Raw genomic sequence first — 16,243 nt, forward strand, 5'->3', positions numbered from 1 at the left:
TTACTATCACTTAATTTAATAATTTAAGGGATACCTGTCATTGTGCGTATAGGTATCCCTTTTTTACTAACTTTCTTTTTTAATACTTGTAATCTGATGAACCAATCCACGATAAAACTACCTAATCAGAACAATCAGCATATCGTTTGGCTGGATGTAGTACGATTAATTGCAATGTTTACAGTAGTCTGTTGTCATTGCACGGATCCTTTTAACTTTTATCCCGGTACGGCTCCCAATATTGAAGAAATAAAACTCTGGGGAGCCATTTACGGTGCGGCATTGCGTCCATGTGTACCTTTGTTTGTGATGATAACAGGAGCACTGTTGTTGCCTGTCAGAGGGGATGCATCTACTTTTTATAAGAAACGTATTCCTCGTGTGTTTTTCCCGTTCTTACTCTGGTCGATCCTCTATAATCTTTTCCCCTGGATAACGGGACTGTTAGGATTGAACCCTCAAATTATTCTTGATTTCTTTCCCTATGCAGGTGGAGATGTGATGCGTCAGTCTTTCTCTGTCGCTATGAAATATATAGCATCGATTCCTTTTAACTTCTCCATTCTGGCAGTACATATGTGGTATATTTATCTGCTGATCGGACTTTATCTTTATCTGCCTGTTTTCTCCGCATGGGTGGAAAAAGCTTCGGAACGTGCTAAACTCATGTTCTTGGTGGCATGGGGAGTGACATTACTTCTTCCTTATTATTATCAATTTGTTTCCGGATATCTGTGGGGTACCTGTTCATGGAACTCATTTGGTATGCTTTATGCTTTTGCCGGATTTAATGGATACTTATTGTTGGGACATTATTTGCGTAATATTGAATGGAGCATGCGTAAAACACTGCTTATCGGTATTCCGATGTTTGCGGTTGGCTACTGTGTGACTTTCTTTGGTTTCCGCCATATGACAGCTTTGCCGGAGTGTACGGATGAAATGCTTGAACTATTCTTTACTTACTGCTCTATCAACGTAGTAATGATGACCATACCTGTCTTTATGCTGGCGAAGAAAGCCAATGTACGTTCGGAAAAAGTGAGAAAAGCCTTGGCAAATCTTACAGTTTGCGGTTTTGGAGTTTATATGATTCACTATTTCTTTACCGGACCTTCGGTTGAATTAGTAAGAGCCATTCATGTGCCAGTTCCTTTGCAGATACCTGTAGCTGCTGTAGTCGCTTTTATCGTTTCCTGGATGTTGGTGCGACTCATTTACCGTACAGGAAGGATTGCTAAGTACATTGTGGGATAACCTTCGGCCTGTGCTCAAAAATGAATGGTTTATTGAGTACTTTGTCTTGCGACATTATTATGATAATATAAAGTGAAAGTATGATCTAAAGATTTTGGCTATAAAAAGAAATTTTGCGATTTATGTTTCTTTTCGTATCTTTGCGAAAACAATCTAGAATCAATAAATATGAAACGCTTTTTTATTTTTGTAGTAGCGGCTTTATTAGCTGTTTCAGATGCGCTTTTCGTCTCAGCACAGAACGGGGTTACAGAGTTGCAAAACCTACCCAAAACCATTAAGTCAGGTCCTTATAAGGCTGGTCACATACAGGGTATCGCAGTTGATGCCGAACGAAAATATATCTATCTTTCGTATACCACTATGCTCATTAAGGCGGATCTTAACGGAAACGTAGTAGGATCGGTGAAAGGTCTTTTGGGACATCTTGGTTGTTTGGATTTTAATGCGAAAGATGGTCGTGTATATGGTTCACTGGAATATAAAGATGATGGCATTGGCAAGGGTATCTTGAAGATGGAGAAGAGTGCTCGTAAATTGGACAATGCCTTCTATATAGCTATCTTTGATGTGAAACGTATCACGCGTATGGATATGGACGCTGAAAAGGATGGTATTATGACTACGGTTTATCTACCTACTGTATTGGATGACTATCTGGCTAAAGTTACTACGAATGAGGGGGAGAAACAACATCGCTTTGGTTGTAGTGGGATAGATGGTGTGAGCTTCGGACCTCGTTTCGGAAAGAAGGATGGTAAGGAATATCTCACAGTAGCTTATGGTATTTATGGTGAGGTGGATCGTTCTGACAACGACTATCAAGTATTGTTGCAATACGATACTAACAAGTGGCATAAATACGAGACGCCGCTTTCACAGGAAAATATGCATACTAATGGTCCTGCACAACCCGACAGAGAGTATTTTGCCATGACAGGTAATACCACTTATGGCGTGCAAAACTTGGAGTATGACCCTCATACTAATAACTGGTTTATGTGTGTATACAGTGGTAAGAAGAAGCATTTTCCAAACTATTCTCTTTACGCTATAGATGGTGTGGGACGTCCAGTGAAGCAGCCTCTCAAAGGTATACCTTATCTCAAGAAAGGTTTTGTTATACCTCTCAAAGCAGAAGGATTGAAGGATGAATCAACGGGTATCCGAGGCTGGAACTTTACTATCGGATCGACGGGAATATGCTCATTGGGGAAAGGTTACTTCTACATTTCTCAGAATTATCGTTCTGCAGAAGGACAGGGGAGTAATATACGCCTCTACCGTTATACAGGTGAGGCGCAAAATCCGTTTGAATTGGTAAAATAGTAGAGCTTAATTTCCTGATTCAAGATAGTGCATGACCTTACCACTGATTTGCAATAATGAAATCTCGCAAAGTTTAGTGTTGTATTCAGCCGTAAGAATGCGTTCCTCTGCATCCAGTAAGCTCTTTTGTGCTTCACGAACTTCGAAACCGGAAATGTCTCCTTGTATATAACGTTCCATGGCAATCTCATGATTGTCTTTAGCAGTTATAACATTTTGCCGTTCTAGGTTTAATAATTGAAGATTATTGCGATAGGCTTGCCATAAATTGCTAAGATCCGAGCGAAGTGCCAGTTCAAGTTCCTGGCGCTCCAAACGGCTGTTCTTAATGGCAAGACTTGCATTCCGTTTTTCACGACGTCGATTACCGTCAAATATATTGAAGCCGACAGTGACTCCTGCATTAAAGCCTAAGTCACCTCTTCTGGTATTTGCGTTGATGTCATATTTATTGAAAGTATATCCATATCCGGTATTTAATTTAAGATATGGATAATTGCGCGAATTTATCTTTTTATAATCCAATTGCGAGAGAGTTGTATTTTGATCGGCTCTCAGCAAGGAGGCATTAGTAGTCAGAGTCGATTTCCATAATTCTTCAAATTGCAAACTGCTGTCTATATTGATTGTGGAATCTTTGATTACAATAAACTGATCTACATTTTTATTAGCCATTAACTCATTTAATTGGATACAGGAAGAACGAAGTAACTCTTGTTGCTTTATGTATTGTGCGCTGTCTGCATTGAAGTCTACCTTTGCCTGTTGATAATCCAAACCGGAAAACTTGCCGACAAGATGACTTATTTCTGCAATACGCAGGCGTTCCTTTGATAATGACATAGCATATCGGAAATTCTCCAGGCGAATCTTCTGTTGGATAAAATTGTAATATTCAGAAGTTAGAGTCGCTATAAAATCTTCGATGGCAATTCGAGTGTTAGTTTCACCTTGACGTTCCAATATTTTTAATTGTTGATAGGTGGTACTGATGTTGAATCCGTCAAAGATGGTCCAATTCAGGTTAAGCCCTACATTAACAGTCTGATCGTATACACCGTTGTTGCTGGTAATCTCTCCGGTCGCACGGGATTTCGTTTCAATATTGTCTAAATTACCTTTATAGCCGGCGGAGAAGTCTAATGTCGGTAAGTACCCGGCATTTCCTAACGTTGCGTTATTCTTGCTGATTTGTTCTTCATTGTGGATAATACTCAGCGAATAATTGTTTTGTAATCCCTCTTCCAGGCAGTCTTTTAATGTGCGAACCTGTGGTTGCGCTTTTGCATCAGAAACCGATAGAAAGATACATGCTGTAATGATATATGTAATGCGTTTCATGCAAATTACTTTTGGATTCATTCTTTTAACTTTTTAACTCGGTTGGTTGAAATGTAACTATAAATAGCAGGAACAATATACATCGTAAGCAAGGTAGAAACCACCATACCGCCAACTACTGCAGTACCCATGGCAATACGCTGATTACAACCCTCACCGGTGGCAAATGCGAGTGGGATTAGTCCCAATACCGTAGAAGCACTAGTCATCAAAATCGGACGAAGACGTTGTAAAGCTGCGTCTTTAATAGCCGACATCTTGTCGATTCCGGTTTCCTGCTTCTGGTTGGCAAATTCTACAATTAAGATACCGTTCTTTGCTACCAGACCAATTAGCATGATAATACCGATCTGGCTGAAAATATTCATCGTGATTCCACTGAAGTGCATAAATACTAAAGCTCCGGCAATAGCCAAAGGCACTGTCAGCATGATTACCAATGGATCTTTGAAACTTTCAAACTGAGCTGCCAGAATCAAGTAAATCAGCAGAATGGCCAAAATGAAAGCAAACATAAGACTGGAAGAACTTTCACGATATTCTTTGGAGTCACCGGCCAGTGCTGTACGGAAAGAATCATCCAGCGTCTCTTTCGCAATCTTATCCATCTCTTCCAATCCTTGGCCAATGGTTTTTCCATCAGCAAGTCCGGCGGATATAGTGGCAGATACAAAACGATTGTAGCGGTATAATTTCGGCGGAGCGATACCATTGACTAACTCTATCAAGTTATCTAATTGTATCATTTCTCCGTTATTGCTTCGGATATAAATCGCTTTCAAATCGGACGGCTTATTACGTTGCTGACGATTAATTTCGCCAAGAATTTCATATTGCTTTCCGTTCATGTAGAAATATCCCATTCGCTGACCACTCAAACCGTATTGTAATGTTTGCGCTATATTTTTGGTACTTACACCCATAACACTCGCTTTATCACGGTTTATTTGAATACGTGCTTCCGGTTTACTGAACTTCAAGTCCACATCCGCCATCTGGAAGATCGGATTCTCATATACCTTAGCCATAAATTTAGGTAGAACTTCCTCCAATTTTTCCAGATTGGTTGCTTGTAGCACATATTGAACAGGCATGCTTCCTCGTCTTCCTCCAAAAGAAGACTGCTGTTGCACGAACGAACGTGCCATTGTTTTACTTTGTACGGCTTTAGATATCTTCTCAGCAACTTCCATCTGAGTATAGTCACGATCTTTCATATCTTTCAAAGTAATGCGGACATTTCCACTACCACTCGATACCCGGGCTGTAATTGCTTCTGCATCCGGTAGTATAGAATCCACAAGTTGGTTGATATCTTCCGTATAATCGCGAATATATTCATAAGTGATCCCTTCAGCACCACGTGTATTGATCGTGATTTGCGACCGGTCCTCTAATGGTGCCATCTCTGCGGGAATTGTGTTCCATAAATATCCAATTACGCAAATCGTGATGAGAGTGAAAGGAATAGCAATCCAGCGTTTACTTAGGAAAGCTGCCAATGAGCGACTATATATGTTGTTCATCCCATTGAAGAATGGTTCGGTCTTACGGTAAAACCAATTCTTCTGATCTCTTTTTACGAGTAGCTTGGTTGCCAGCATTGGAGTAAAAGTCAATGCAGCAAATGATGAAATGATTACCGAACCGGAGATTACGATACTAAATTCTCGGAACAAACGTCCGGTAGTACCTTCCATGAAAACAATTGGGAAAAACACAGCTACTAACGTAATAGTCGTTGAAATGACGGCAAAGAAGATTTCTTTAGCTCCCTCAATACCTGCCTCTTTCGGACTCATCCCACGTTCAATACGTATATAGATATTTTCCGTCATTACGATTGCATCGTCCACCACAAGTCCTACGGAGAGTACAATGGCTAGCATGGAAAGTACATTGATGGAGAATCCTGCCAGATACATTACAAAGAATGCACCGATCAGTGATACCGGAATCACAATACAAGGTACCAATGTTACACGCCAGTCGCGTAAAAAAAGGAAAATAATGATAATGACTAATATGAAAGCCTCATATACCGTTGACTTGACTTCATTGATAGAGGCCCGAATGAATTTAGTATTGTCGAATCCATAATTGTAATGTACATCCTCCGGCAAATCTTTCTTCATCTGCTCCATACGCTGGTAAACAGCATCGGCAATTTCGATATGGTTAGCACCGGGTTGTGGAATTACTACAACTCCCACCATCGGTACTCCATTCATTTTCATGTAGCTTTTGATATCTGCCGGACCTAGTTCCGCCCGCCCTATGTCGCTGAAACGGACAATCTGATTATTAGATTCCTTTATGATCAAATTATTGAACTCTTCTGCCGTATGCATGAGTCCTAATGTACGAATCGTCAATTCTGTAGTGTTTCCCTCGATACTACCGGAAGGAAGTTCTACATTTTCATTATCTACCGCATTTTTTATGTCAATAGGCGTAATGCCATATCCTGCCATTTTTGTTGGGTCCAGCCAAAGACGCATTGAATAACGTTTCTCTCCCCAGATAGACACACTACTTACATCAGAAATGGTTTGTAATTGTTCTTTTACAGTCAAATCGGCAATTTCACTTAATTCAAGTAGTGAACGTTTATCGCTTTGAAGGGCTACCATTAAGATAGGCATGGCATCTGCATCAGCTTTTGAAACAGTAGGCGGGTCACAGTCACGAGGAAGATAACGTTGGGCACGAGACACTTTGTCGCGAACATCATTCGCTGCTGTTTCAAGGTCTACCGATAATTCAAACTCCACTGTAATGCGGGATTGTCCTTGCTGACTGACACTGGATAGGGAACGAATTCCCGGAATACCGTTAATGTTTTGTTCCAATGGTTCGGTAATTTGATTCTCGATTACATCGGCATTAGCACCGGGATAGGAACAACTGACTGAAATAATCGGATTATCTACCGATGGATATTCACGAACACCCAAGTAGTTGTATCCGATGAATCCAAAGAGAAGAATAATGATCGTGAGTACCGTGGCTAATACCGGACGGCGTATACTTAATTCAGATATATTCATACTGGGAAGGTTTTAGTCAATGTTATCCAAAGTGACGGGCAGGCCCAGACGAAGTTGCAAGATTCCGGAAGTAATGATGGTGTCTCCAACTTGTAATCCCCGGATAATTTGTACTTCGGATTCATTACGGATTCCTGTTGTCACTTCCACTGGTTCAACTTTGCCGGATTTATATAAGAACACTTTATCCTTACCCATTTCCGGTTGGATAGCTTCTGTCGGGATAGCAATGGCATTAGGTATTTCTTCCTTTTTTAATAAGATGTTAGCATAACGACCGGGAAGTAATGCGCGATTAGTGTTCGGATAAAGCGCACGTGCGGTAAACTGATGCAGGTCAGGATCAATGGCGGATTCAACCGCATACACTTGCGCATTGAATGCATCCAGCTTTCCTTCAACCTTAAAACTAAGATTAGTGCCTTTCTTTATTTGTGTAGCGTAACGTTCCGGTACAGAAAACTCAACTTTTAGTGGAGCTATTTTAGTTAGCTTAGCAACCACTGTGGTTGGCGAGGCATATGATCCGACACTGATTTGTCGAAGACCAATTATTCCGTCGAAAGGAGCATGCAGTTCTGTCAATGCAATGTTTGCTTTCACTATTTCTATATCAGCATTGAGGGTGGCTAAGTCTGTTTTTACTTGTTCATAAGCCTCTTTACTGACAGCATCCCGCTTTAATAAGGCATCTTGGCGAAACACACGATCTTCTGCCAATTTTAATTGAGCAAGTAATCTTTGTAGTTGTGCTTGTAATGGACGATCATTGACTTTAGCAAGAAGCTGTCCTTTTTTTACAGCTGTTCCTTCCTCAAAGTTTATTTCAATAACTTTACCGGATGTTTCAAAAGATAAATCTACCTCCTCGTCAGGCTTGAGTAAACCAATAGTTGGAAATCCGTCAGTTAATAGTTGTGGTTTTATGACCTTAGCATTAACATTCAGGATTTTCTTTCCGCTCTTTTTGTTATTGTTCAGTACTTTGTCGGCAGCAGCCAATTCATCGTTTGTTTTTGGTAATTGAGAGTAGATTCCTCCACCGATGATTCCGGCACTTACTAAGATAATGATGCCCCATTTTGTCTTTTTATTCATGGTTTAGTATCGTAATAGATATATTTTTATTCTTTTCAGTTAGACAATAACAGGTGTCAAAGGTTTAATGGGGAGGGAAAATATAATTTAGTTAAGTAATTTAAGAAAAAGAGGAAATGTGTTTAAAGGATAATTTCTCTCTTTTTGTTCATTATGGGTTTACCTTTTTAATTAAATTTGCTAAAAAAAGACAAACTCTAGCTGAATGATTAATAAAGGTTAAAGTTTCAAATGTAACTTTTTGACTTTTAGAAATTAAATATTTGTATAATTGGGATTATTTGATGCGTTGACTGGTAAATGTAGCCTGTTTATTCTATATATTGCTGACTATATGTTACTTATTGGGCTTCTGAAAAAAAAGTGCATATAAAACTAAAACCTGAAAAATTTGCGTATAATTATAAAGGTTTATAATTTCGCGAAGTTTTTTAGGGATTTATAAACGAGAACGACACAAAGTTAAAATACACATTCTTTATTTATAATAGCCTAATATATTCAATTCAGAGTTTAATGTATTTATAAGATATTTAACTTATTAACAAGTGTTATGAATGAATCTATTGTGAAGGTAGAGCATCTTTCACATCGTTACAGTGTGCAATGGGCTATTCGGGACATTAATCTTGAAATCAAGAAAAAAGGTGTTTTCGGTCTGTTGGGCTCCAATGGTGCAGGAAAATCAACTACTATGAACATCATGTGTGGAGTATTGAATCAGACGGAAGGTGAAGTTTTTATAAACGGCATCAGTTTGAGAGAAAATCCGGTAGAAGCTAAGAAATACATCGGTTTTCTTCCTCAGAAACCGCCTTTGTATTCTGATTTTACGGTAGACGAATATTTGGTTTACCCAATTATATACTTTAATGTACTAATTTTAATTCTATCTGTTTATATCTTATTTCAATAGGGAAATCTTTTGGGTTTCCCTATTTTTTATGCCCGTTTTCAAGTGAATCAAAGAATTTTGTTAAAGAATCCTAAGTAGATAACACTTGAGATTGGATTTGGGTACTATTACAAAAATTGAAATAGGAAACAGTTGGCCTATGATAAATCTTTTTTGCTATAAGTCTTTGCAAGCAGAATAAACCACAATAGTGTGGCAAGTAAAATGATATCCGTTATGAGAGATTTTTTGGCAAAGATTTATTTCTACCAACTGGATGGAAATAAATATGTACGTGTCAAGTCCCATTACCGACATAGAAAAGGGAAATTGATATTTGTACATGCATATTATCGTGCCAAATGGGGCACGAAACGTTAAGTTACAAAATTTGTCTATTTGATAGACAATAATCCTCCCATGCTGTTTCCTATTTTAGGAACCCGATTGTTCAGAGCAGTCGGGTTCTATTTTTTATATAGATATATGATAATTATACTCAGATAAAAACCAAGTGTTCCAAGTATCATATTGGAAGCACTTGGTTAATGTTTAAATGAGCAATAATTACAGGATATATGTATATGATAATTATACCCAATTGTTTTATTTAAGTGTCTAATTTTTAATTACTTATGTTTTATGTGTTAGGATTTTTTATTATATTTATATAATAAAAATAACATGTCAATTGGAAACAGAAATAATCAATATTGTAGAAATAATAAAGAAGAATAAACAAATGCGAGAAGTAAAGTCATTTATTGATTTGATGAAATCCTTTTATGATGAAAAATCATGTAGAGAATTTCTTGAAGATATTAAATGGCATGGAGAACCGATTTGCCCACACTGTAATTGTCAAACGAAAGAGCATTATAAGTTAAAGTCTAATGGAGAATTTAAAGGACTATATAAATGTAAACGATGTAAGAAAAGATTTACGGTTACTATTGGTACAATGTTTGAAGGTAGTCATGTATCATTAAAGAAATGGTTCTATGCATTGTATATATTCTTAGCCCATAAGAAAGGAATAAGTAGCATACAATTATCTAAAGATATAGATGTAACACAGAAAACAGCTTGGTTCATGTTGGAACGGATAAGACATAATTTGAAAGACAAGCTTGTAGTTCAATTTAATGATATGACACAAGTTGATGAAACCTATGTAGGTGGTAAGAATAAAGGTAGAGTAAAGAATGCACAAGGAAGAAGCCTTAAAGTTAAGACTCCCGTAGTAGGTCTATTATCTAATGGAATGGCATATACAGCCGTTGTTCCAAATACTGGTGGAAAGGTTTTGAAAACGATAATCAATACTTTAGTCAAGGAAGGTTCTACCGTTATAACAGATGGATGGAAAGGTTATACTGGAATATCGAAAAATTATATTCATAAAGTAGTTGAACATAGTACTGGTGAATATGTAAAAGACGGATTCCATACCAATAGTATTGAGGGATTTTGGTCACACTTGAAACGTGGAATATTAGGAATATATCATAAAGTAAGTCCAAAGCATTTGGATAAATACTGTGATGAATTTGCATTTAGATATAATACGAGAGGACTAACAGATGTTCAAAGATTTATTTATTTTACGATGTCAGCCTATAAAAGATTAAAGTATCAAAGTTTGATTTACCCATAAGAATAGGTAAATTTGAATTGAAAATAGAAAAAGAGCAGTTCACGAAGTAGCATTTTTGCTAAATAGTTCCTATATTTGCATTGTCCCAAGTGGACAGACATAGTAATTAGGAAGCGTTTAGCTTATTCCTTGTCAATGAATCTGGACAATTCACCTGCACTGAGGAATATGAAAGAATGCTCCCTTTGGTTTGCATATATAGCACTGATGTGTTGATATACAGCCAAAGGCGTGAGCTGTTTTCATTTTTCGGTGCAGAGGTAGTCCAGAACCCATTGACGGAATTTGATAACAGTCTTGCGCCTTCCCTATTTTAAAAATGCTTTCTTTGAGACTGGGGGAGCGCAAAGTGATTGTGTATGAGAACAGTCTTCTGCAATGATTGTCATTTGTCGGATGATATTCCAAAGTTAGTTGCTGATGAATTGTTGGGTGCTCAGCAATTAGATATGTTAAAGGCTCGTTATAAGCAAATGAGAAAGTGCTATGACTTCTCGTATGCAGAATGGCAAAAAGAGTTTTCCGATGATTTGAAGCCTTTTAATGGATATACAGATACTACCTCTGTTTGTATTCCTATTTTGAATCCATTGTTTAGAAAAGATTTTGCGGATAAAGGTGCAATAGGTTTAGATTTGCCGACTTGGTTTAATGTTCAAGTCGATAATGCCCGAATTATGCTTATTGCGCAAGACCCGTTACGCGATGCGAAATGGTATGAAGAATGCCATGATGCGATGGTGTCAAGTCCATTTGGGATGCATGATGCAACCCATAGGAAAAGTGGAAGTGGTGGCAAAATGGCTGACTTGTTGATTAATGGTTTGATTAAGAAAGGGTTTGCAATATATCTGACTGATGCGAATAAGTATTTTGTACATGATAGAGAAATGTCTAAGACTTATGCTGAAAGTAGATTAAAGACATATACTGATATATTGCAAAAAGAATTAGACTTAGTGAGACCAAATCTTTGTGTTTGTTTGGGTAAGAAAGCGAAAGAGGTTTTAGATAAATGTGTGGTAAATGCCAAATCAATAATGTTGCCACATTTGTCGGGAACTGCACGAGGGGCAATAGTCAAAAGGTTTCCAATATTAGAAGATATTAAAGCAACAGCCGAAAATGTTGCAAATGTATATGTAGATGAAATTGTTGAATCATTAAAATAGTAGAATTATGGGTTGTATAACATTCGTATTATTAGTATTGAATATCGTTGCATTAGTTGCAATAGATATTATGTTTTGGGCTGAAAGTGCAGCTTCGGGACTTGCTGGAGTATTTGGTATTATAGCATTCTTTATAGGATATGCTTTGAGTGTGGAAGTAACGATTGCTCCAAGAGATTTTTGGGTAAATTCTGCATTTGGTATCTTTATAAAGAAACTTGGTGTAGCCAATATGACAGCTTTCGCAGTGTGGTTTATCGGAAATTTGATAATTGGGTAGAAACATTAAAATGAGAAGATATGAGCAATAATGAAAATTCAGTTATAGAGTATCTGAAAGCAAACAATGAAGCATTGTTTGATAAAATCGTGAATGCTTTGCGTAAAGGAAAGCAAGTTAATTTTACGGATATTAATCAAAGTGATATTATCATTTTGAGTCCACAGAAAGCATTTGAATATGCGGGAGAAGAAGGCGATAAGTATTTTAAAGTTTGGATGGTGGGGAGTACTATTGCTTGGTGTACTTGGGCTAATTCAATGGTTGATAGCGATTTCCGTTGGAATGCTAAGGCGAGAAATGAAAACAAAAGAGATAATAAGGACATTTTGGGTAATGAACCTTATGTTTCTGCTTATTTGAAGTCTAATTCTGCCATTGAACAATGTTCAGTAGTTTATATGTTCCCATTTGAAGCCTTTTCCAAGAAGAAAGTAGAAGTTGTGAAGAAGGCGGAAGAAAAAGAAAGTAAAACAGAAAAGGTCGTTAAAAAGACGACAAGTGAACCAAATAGTGAAAAGGTTGAAGAGATTATTGATAGTCTTTCGATATATACCCAATTTATTGAAGAAGGCTTTGCACCTAGTATTCCAATACCAGGAATAAGTAGTTTGGTAAAAATTTGTAATAAACATGAGCTTCTTAGTAATCGTGCGAATTTTGACACAGAATTAATGCGTTTGAAATGTTTGGATGAGCATAATAAGATGATACCGTATTTCGAGAAGAAAGCCCAAGAATGGGATGAGAAGAAAGCTGGAGTGTTTGAAAAGATAGCGAAAGCGTTGAAGAAATAAAGTGTTAGAAGTTGTTATTATACTTGAGTATAATTATCATATACATATATAACAAAAATAAATGGAACAACTCAAGATATTTGGTTCTGCCCAAATACCCGAAGAATCACGTTGCAATATTATCGAGCCGAAGTTAATAGGTTGCGCCGTTCACTCAGGGCTGTACGATATGCTAAAAGAAAATTCTTCGTTTCTTGGTTGTTCCTTTATTTTGCAAATATAGTGAAATAGTTAATAATAAGTAAAAGAAAGCGCGTTTTTAACATTTGAAAAAGTTTTCCTAATTTGAAAAGATAATAAAGCCGCACCTAAGTTTGAATTTGGGTGCGGCTTTTATTTTTGTGTGATTGGTGCATTAAAGTATATAATTGGGTTGGTTTATTGTGCGCAACTTCGCCGAATGGAACCAAAAAGCATCAGAGCAGCTGTAGACTTTGCGAAAGAAAAGTGTGGTATCATGCACTTTAGTAAACGTCTTATTAGTAATTTGTCCGGAGGATATCAACAGCGTGTGGGCATAGCTCAGGCAATTGTACACAATCCGTTGTTTGTCGTATTGGATGAACCGACTAACGGACTTGACCCGAATCAGATAGTAGAAATCCGCAATTTGATTAAGGAAATTGCTGTTGACCGTGCAGTCATGTTGTCTACTCATATTCTTTCTGAAGTACAAGCTTCATGTGACGAGATTAAAATGATTGAACATGGAAATGTGGTGTTTTCAGGTACGATTCGTGATTTCAATAATTACATGGCCCCTAGTACTTTTGTTGCTATTCTTGAGAATCCTCCTTTGGTTGCTGAATTAGAGAAAATCGAAGGTATTCTCAAAGTAGAGAAACTGACAACAACTCGTTTCCGTTTCCATTTTGACGGAAACGATCATTCCATGACCAAACGTATCACAGAGATGGCTGTGGATAAAGGATGGCGTCCCAGTGAAATAATTCTTGAACGGGATTCTCTGGATACAGTTTTTGCACAACTGTCTGGAAAGGGAATCAAAATTGATTAATCATATAATTCAAACATTTACATGAAAACTACATATCGAGTAGCTATTGCCGAATTACGTTCGTTGTTTTGCTCTCCGGTGGCATGGCTCATTTTAGTTATTTTTGCTGTACAGGTAGGTGTGGCATTTGGAAATGCCTTTGACCGTCAGGTATTAGGGCAAGCATTGGGAACTGGACTTTGGGATGTGACGGCAAACATCTTTACCGGTTGGTTAGGTATTTTCCCCGGATTCCTGCGTAATCTCTATTTGTATATTCCTTTATTGACTATGGGATTAATGAGTCGCGAATATAGCAGTGGTTCTATCAAACTGCTTTTCTCCTCTCCGGTCACAGATAGTCAAATCATATTTGGAAAGTATGTATCTGTACTTATTTATAACCTGGTGCTGATCCTTCCATTATTGCTGATCGCTCTTTTTTGTAGTATCTTTATTAAAGAAGCTGATCTCGGATTGCTGTTAACAGGAATTTTAGGAATTTACTTGTTGATTTGTGCCTATGGTGCAATTGGCTTGTTTATGTCTAGTATCACTTCTTATCAGGTAGTTGCAGCAATGGGTACACTGGCTGTATTGGCTGCATTGAATTATATTGGAGATGTAGGACAGAATTATGCTTTTGTACGTGATATAACCTATTGGCTTTCTATTTCCGGACGTGCTGACCAATTTATCAGTGGAATGATTTGTAGTGAAGATCTGCTTTATTTCTTCCTGATTATAGGATTGTTCTTGACTCTTTCCATCTTAAAACTTCGTGCTGGACGTAGTAAAGTATCTCCCGCTAAAACTTGGGGAACTTACAGTGCTGTAGTTGTGGTTGCTTTGTTGATTGGTTATGTTTCGACTTTGCCTTCGATGAAGTTATATTATGATGCAACCGCTACCGAACGCAATACATTAACGCAAGTGAGCCGGGACATTATGGAGAAAATGGATGGACCGCTGAAGATTACCAGTTATGTCAATTTGTTGGATGATAATTATGGGATTGGTTTACCGAGTCAATTGAAATATGACCGCGAAAGGTTTGAACGGTATATTCGTTTCAAACCGGATTTGGAGATGGATTACGTTTATTACTATGATGAAGCTAATTCACAATTGGATTTCCGTTTGAAAGATTGTAATACGATTGAAGAGAGAGCGGAGAAAATGTCAAATATCCTCGATTTGGACCTTAAGATGTTCCTTACACCGGACGAAATTAAAGAGAGAATCGATTTATCCGCAGAAGGTAACCGTTTCATACGTGTAGTGGAACGTGGTAATGGTCAGAGAAGTATCTTACGTTTATTTGATGATAACGAGAAACATCCGTCAGAAACAGAAATCTCTGCTGCTTTTAAACGTTTTATCGTGAAATCACCGAAGGTTGTTTTCCTTGAAGGTCACGATATGCGTGATATCTATAAAGTGGGGGACCGTGATTATAATCGTGTTGCGGAACGTCAGACTTTCCGTCATTCATTACTTACGCAAGGTTTCGATGTCGAAACTTTGAATTTGGCAGAAAAAGATATGCCGGAAGATGTGGATATCGTTGTGATTAGTGATGTGAAGACTCCATTTGATGAAGTTGAGCAGGAACGTTTGCGTAAGTATGTAGATCGAGGAGGTAATCTTTTTATTCTAGGAGATGCCCGTCGACAGGATATAATGAATCCGCTTTTAGAGCAGTTTGGAGTGACTTGTATGCCTGGAACATTGGTTGAAATCAAAGAAAATGATTCACCGTCCTTAATTATTGGTCGGATTACTAAAGATGCGGCCGAACATTTCAAACCCTATGCTCGTCCTTATGAATTTGGTTATACAGTGACAATGCCGGATGCAGTCGGTTTGTCCTTCGATCCTTCCAAAGGTTTTAGTGCCATTCCGGTTATTGTAACCGATTCATTGTCTTGGAATGAATTGCAAACAACCGATTTCTTGGATGGTACTCCTGAATATAATCCGGAAACGGGTGAAAAGCAGGGAGTGATGCCTGCCGTGCTTGCTTTAAGTCGTAAGGTAGGCGATAAAGAACAGCGTATTGTTGTTTCGGGGGATGCAGATTGTATAAGTGATGGTGAAATGAGTAAAAGTCGTAATGGATATTCATCTACTAATTTTACAATTGTAACCGGAACTTTCAGATGGCTTTCTTATGATGAATATCCACTGGATACGGAACGCCCTCGTCCGTTGGATGATGAGGTGTATGTCGGTCGTGATGCACGTAAGTTGGTAAGATACGGGTGGTATGGTGTAATGCCGATTATATTGGCTGCCATCGGCATTACTATTTTGGTCCGCAGAAAGAGAAGATAATAGAATGTGTATCCTATAAAATACGAATGTATC

The 16,243-nt window shown here is 37.8% G+C and carries 11 protein-coding genes and 2 pseudogenes; 10 read left to right on the forward strand and 3 right to left on the reverse strand.

All coding sequences use genetic code 11. The annotated features are described in order from the left end of the window. Positions 1 to 96 precede the first annotated feature (96 nt). On the forward strand, positions 97 to 1,257 hold the full coding sequence (locus tag CZ225_RS04675; protein WP_077153148.1) for an acyltransferase: 1,161 nt from the start codon (positions 97 to 99) through the stop codon (positions 1,255 to 1,257). A gap of 168 nt (positions 1,258 to 1,425) precedes the next feature. Then, positions 1,426 to 2,586, forward strand: a complete 1,161-nt coding sequence (locus tag CZ225_RS04680; RefSeq protein ID WP_234982996.1) for a hypothetical protein — start codon at positions 1,426 to 1,428, stop codon at positions 2,584 to 2,586. A gap of 6 nt (positions 2,587 to 2,592) precedes the next feature. Here CZ225_RS04680 and CZ225_RS04685 read toward each other — a convergent pair whose 3' ends face one another. From CZ225_RS04685 to CZ225_RS04695, 3 genes are read right to left on the reverse strand one after another with little or no spacing between them, the layout of a single operon-like run. Then, a complete protein-coding gene (locus CZ225_RS04685; RefSeq protein ID WP_083714572.1) occupies positions 2,593 to 3,948 on the reverse strand; it encodes a TolC family protein in 1,356 nt (451 codons plus the stop codon). Further along, positions 3,945 to 6,977, reverse strand: a complete 3,033-nt coding sequence (locus CZ225_RS04690) for an efflux RND transporter permease subunit (protein ID WP_077153150.1) — start codon at positions 6,975 to 6,977, stop codon at positions 3,945 to 3,947. The genes CZ225_RS04685 and CZ225_RS04690 overlap by 4 nt, the downstream gene beginning before the upstream one ends. A gap of 12 nt (positions 6,978 to 6,989) precedes the next feature. Next, on the reverse strand, positions 6,990 to 8,075 hold the full coding sequence (locus CZ225_RS04695; RefSeq protein ID WP_077153151.1) for an efflux RND transporter periplasmic adaptor subunit: 1,086 nt from the start codon (positions 8,073 to 8,075) through the stop codon (positions 6,990 to 6,992). 553 nt (positions 8,076 to 8,628) lie between these two features. Between CZ225_RS04695 and CZ225_RS04700 the strand changes: the two are divergent. The 8 genes and pseudogenes from CZ225_RS04700 to CZ225_RS04730 all read left to right on the forward strand — a co-directional run. Beyond that, positions 8,629 to 8,931: pseudogene (locus CZ225_RS04700) on the forward strand (ATP-binding cassette domain-containing protein); the annotation flags it as partial. A 276-nt stretch (positions 8,932 to 9,207) separates the two neighbouring features. After that, a complete protein-coding gene (locus tag CZ225_RS23845; RefSeq protein ID WP_181982133.1) occupies positions 9,208 to 9,351 on the forward strand; it encodes a hypothetical protein in 144 nt (47 codons plus the stop codon). Positions 9,352 to 9,661: 310 nt separating this feature from the next. Further along, complete coding sequence (locus tag CZ225_RS04705) at positions 9,662 to 10,627, forward strand: IS1595-like element ISBun2 family transposase (protein WP_083714575.1); 966 nt, start codon at positions 9,662 to 9,664, stop codon at positions 10,625 to 10,627. A 359-nt stretch (positions 10,628 to 10,986) separates the two neighbouring features. Beyond that, complete coding sequence (locus CZ225_RS04710; RefSeq protein ID WP_077153152.1) at positions 10,987 to 11,799, forward strand: uracil-DNA glycosylase family protein; 813 nt, start codon at positions 10,987 to 10,989, stop codon at positions 11,797 to 11,799. Positions 11,800 to 11,806: 7 nt separating this feature from the next. Next, entirely contained in the window at positions 11,807 to 12,079 is a 273-nt protein-coding gene (locus tag CZ225_RS04715) for a hypothetical protein (RefSeq protein WP_077153153.1), read from the forward strand. 20 nt (positions 12,080 to 12,099) lie between these two features. Then, positions 12,100 to 12,876: a hypothetical protein gene (locus tag CZ225_RS04720; protein ID WP_077153154.1), complete on the forward strand. Its 777-nt coding sequence runs from the start codon at positions 12,100 to 12,102 to the stop codon at positions 12,874 to 12,876. Between the two features lie 373 nt (positions 12,877 to 13,249). Further along, positions 13,250 to 13,894, forward strand: a pseudogene (locus CZ225_RS04725) (ATP-binding cassette domain-containing protein); the annotation flags it as partial. A gap of 21 nt (positions 13,895 to 13,915) precedes the next feature. Beyond that, positions 13,916 to 16,210 (forward strand): Gldg family protein, encoded by a 2,295-nt coding sequence (locus CZ225_RS04730; protein WP_077153155.1) that lies wholly within the window; start codon positions 13,916 to 13,918, stop codon positions 16,208 to 16,210. The last annotated feature ends 33 nt before the right edge of the window (positions 16,211 to 16,243 follow it).

The organism is Bacteroides bouchesdurhonensis (genome assembly GCF_900155865.1).
Lineage (GTDB): Bacteria > Bacteroidota > Bacteroidia > Bacteroidales > Bacteroidaceae > Bacteroides > Bacteroides bouchesdurhonensis.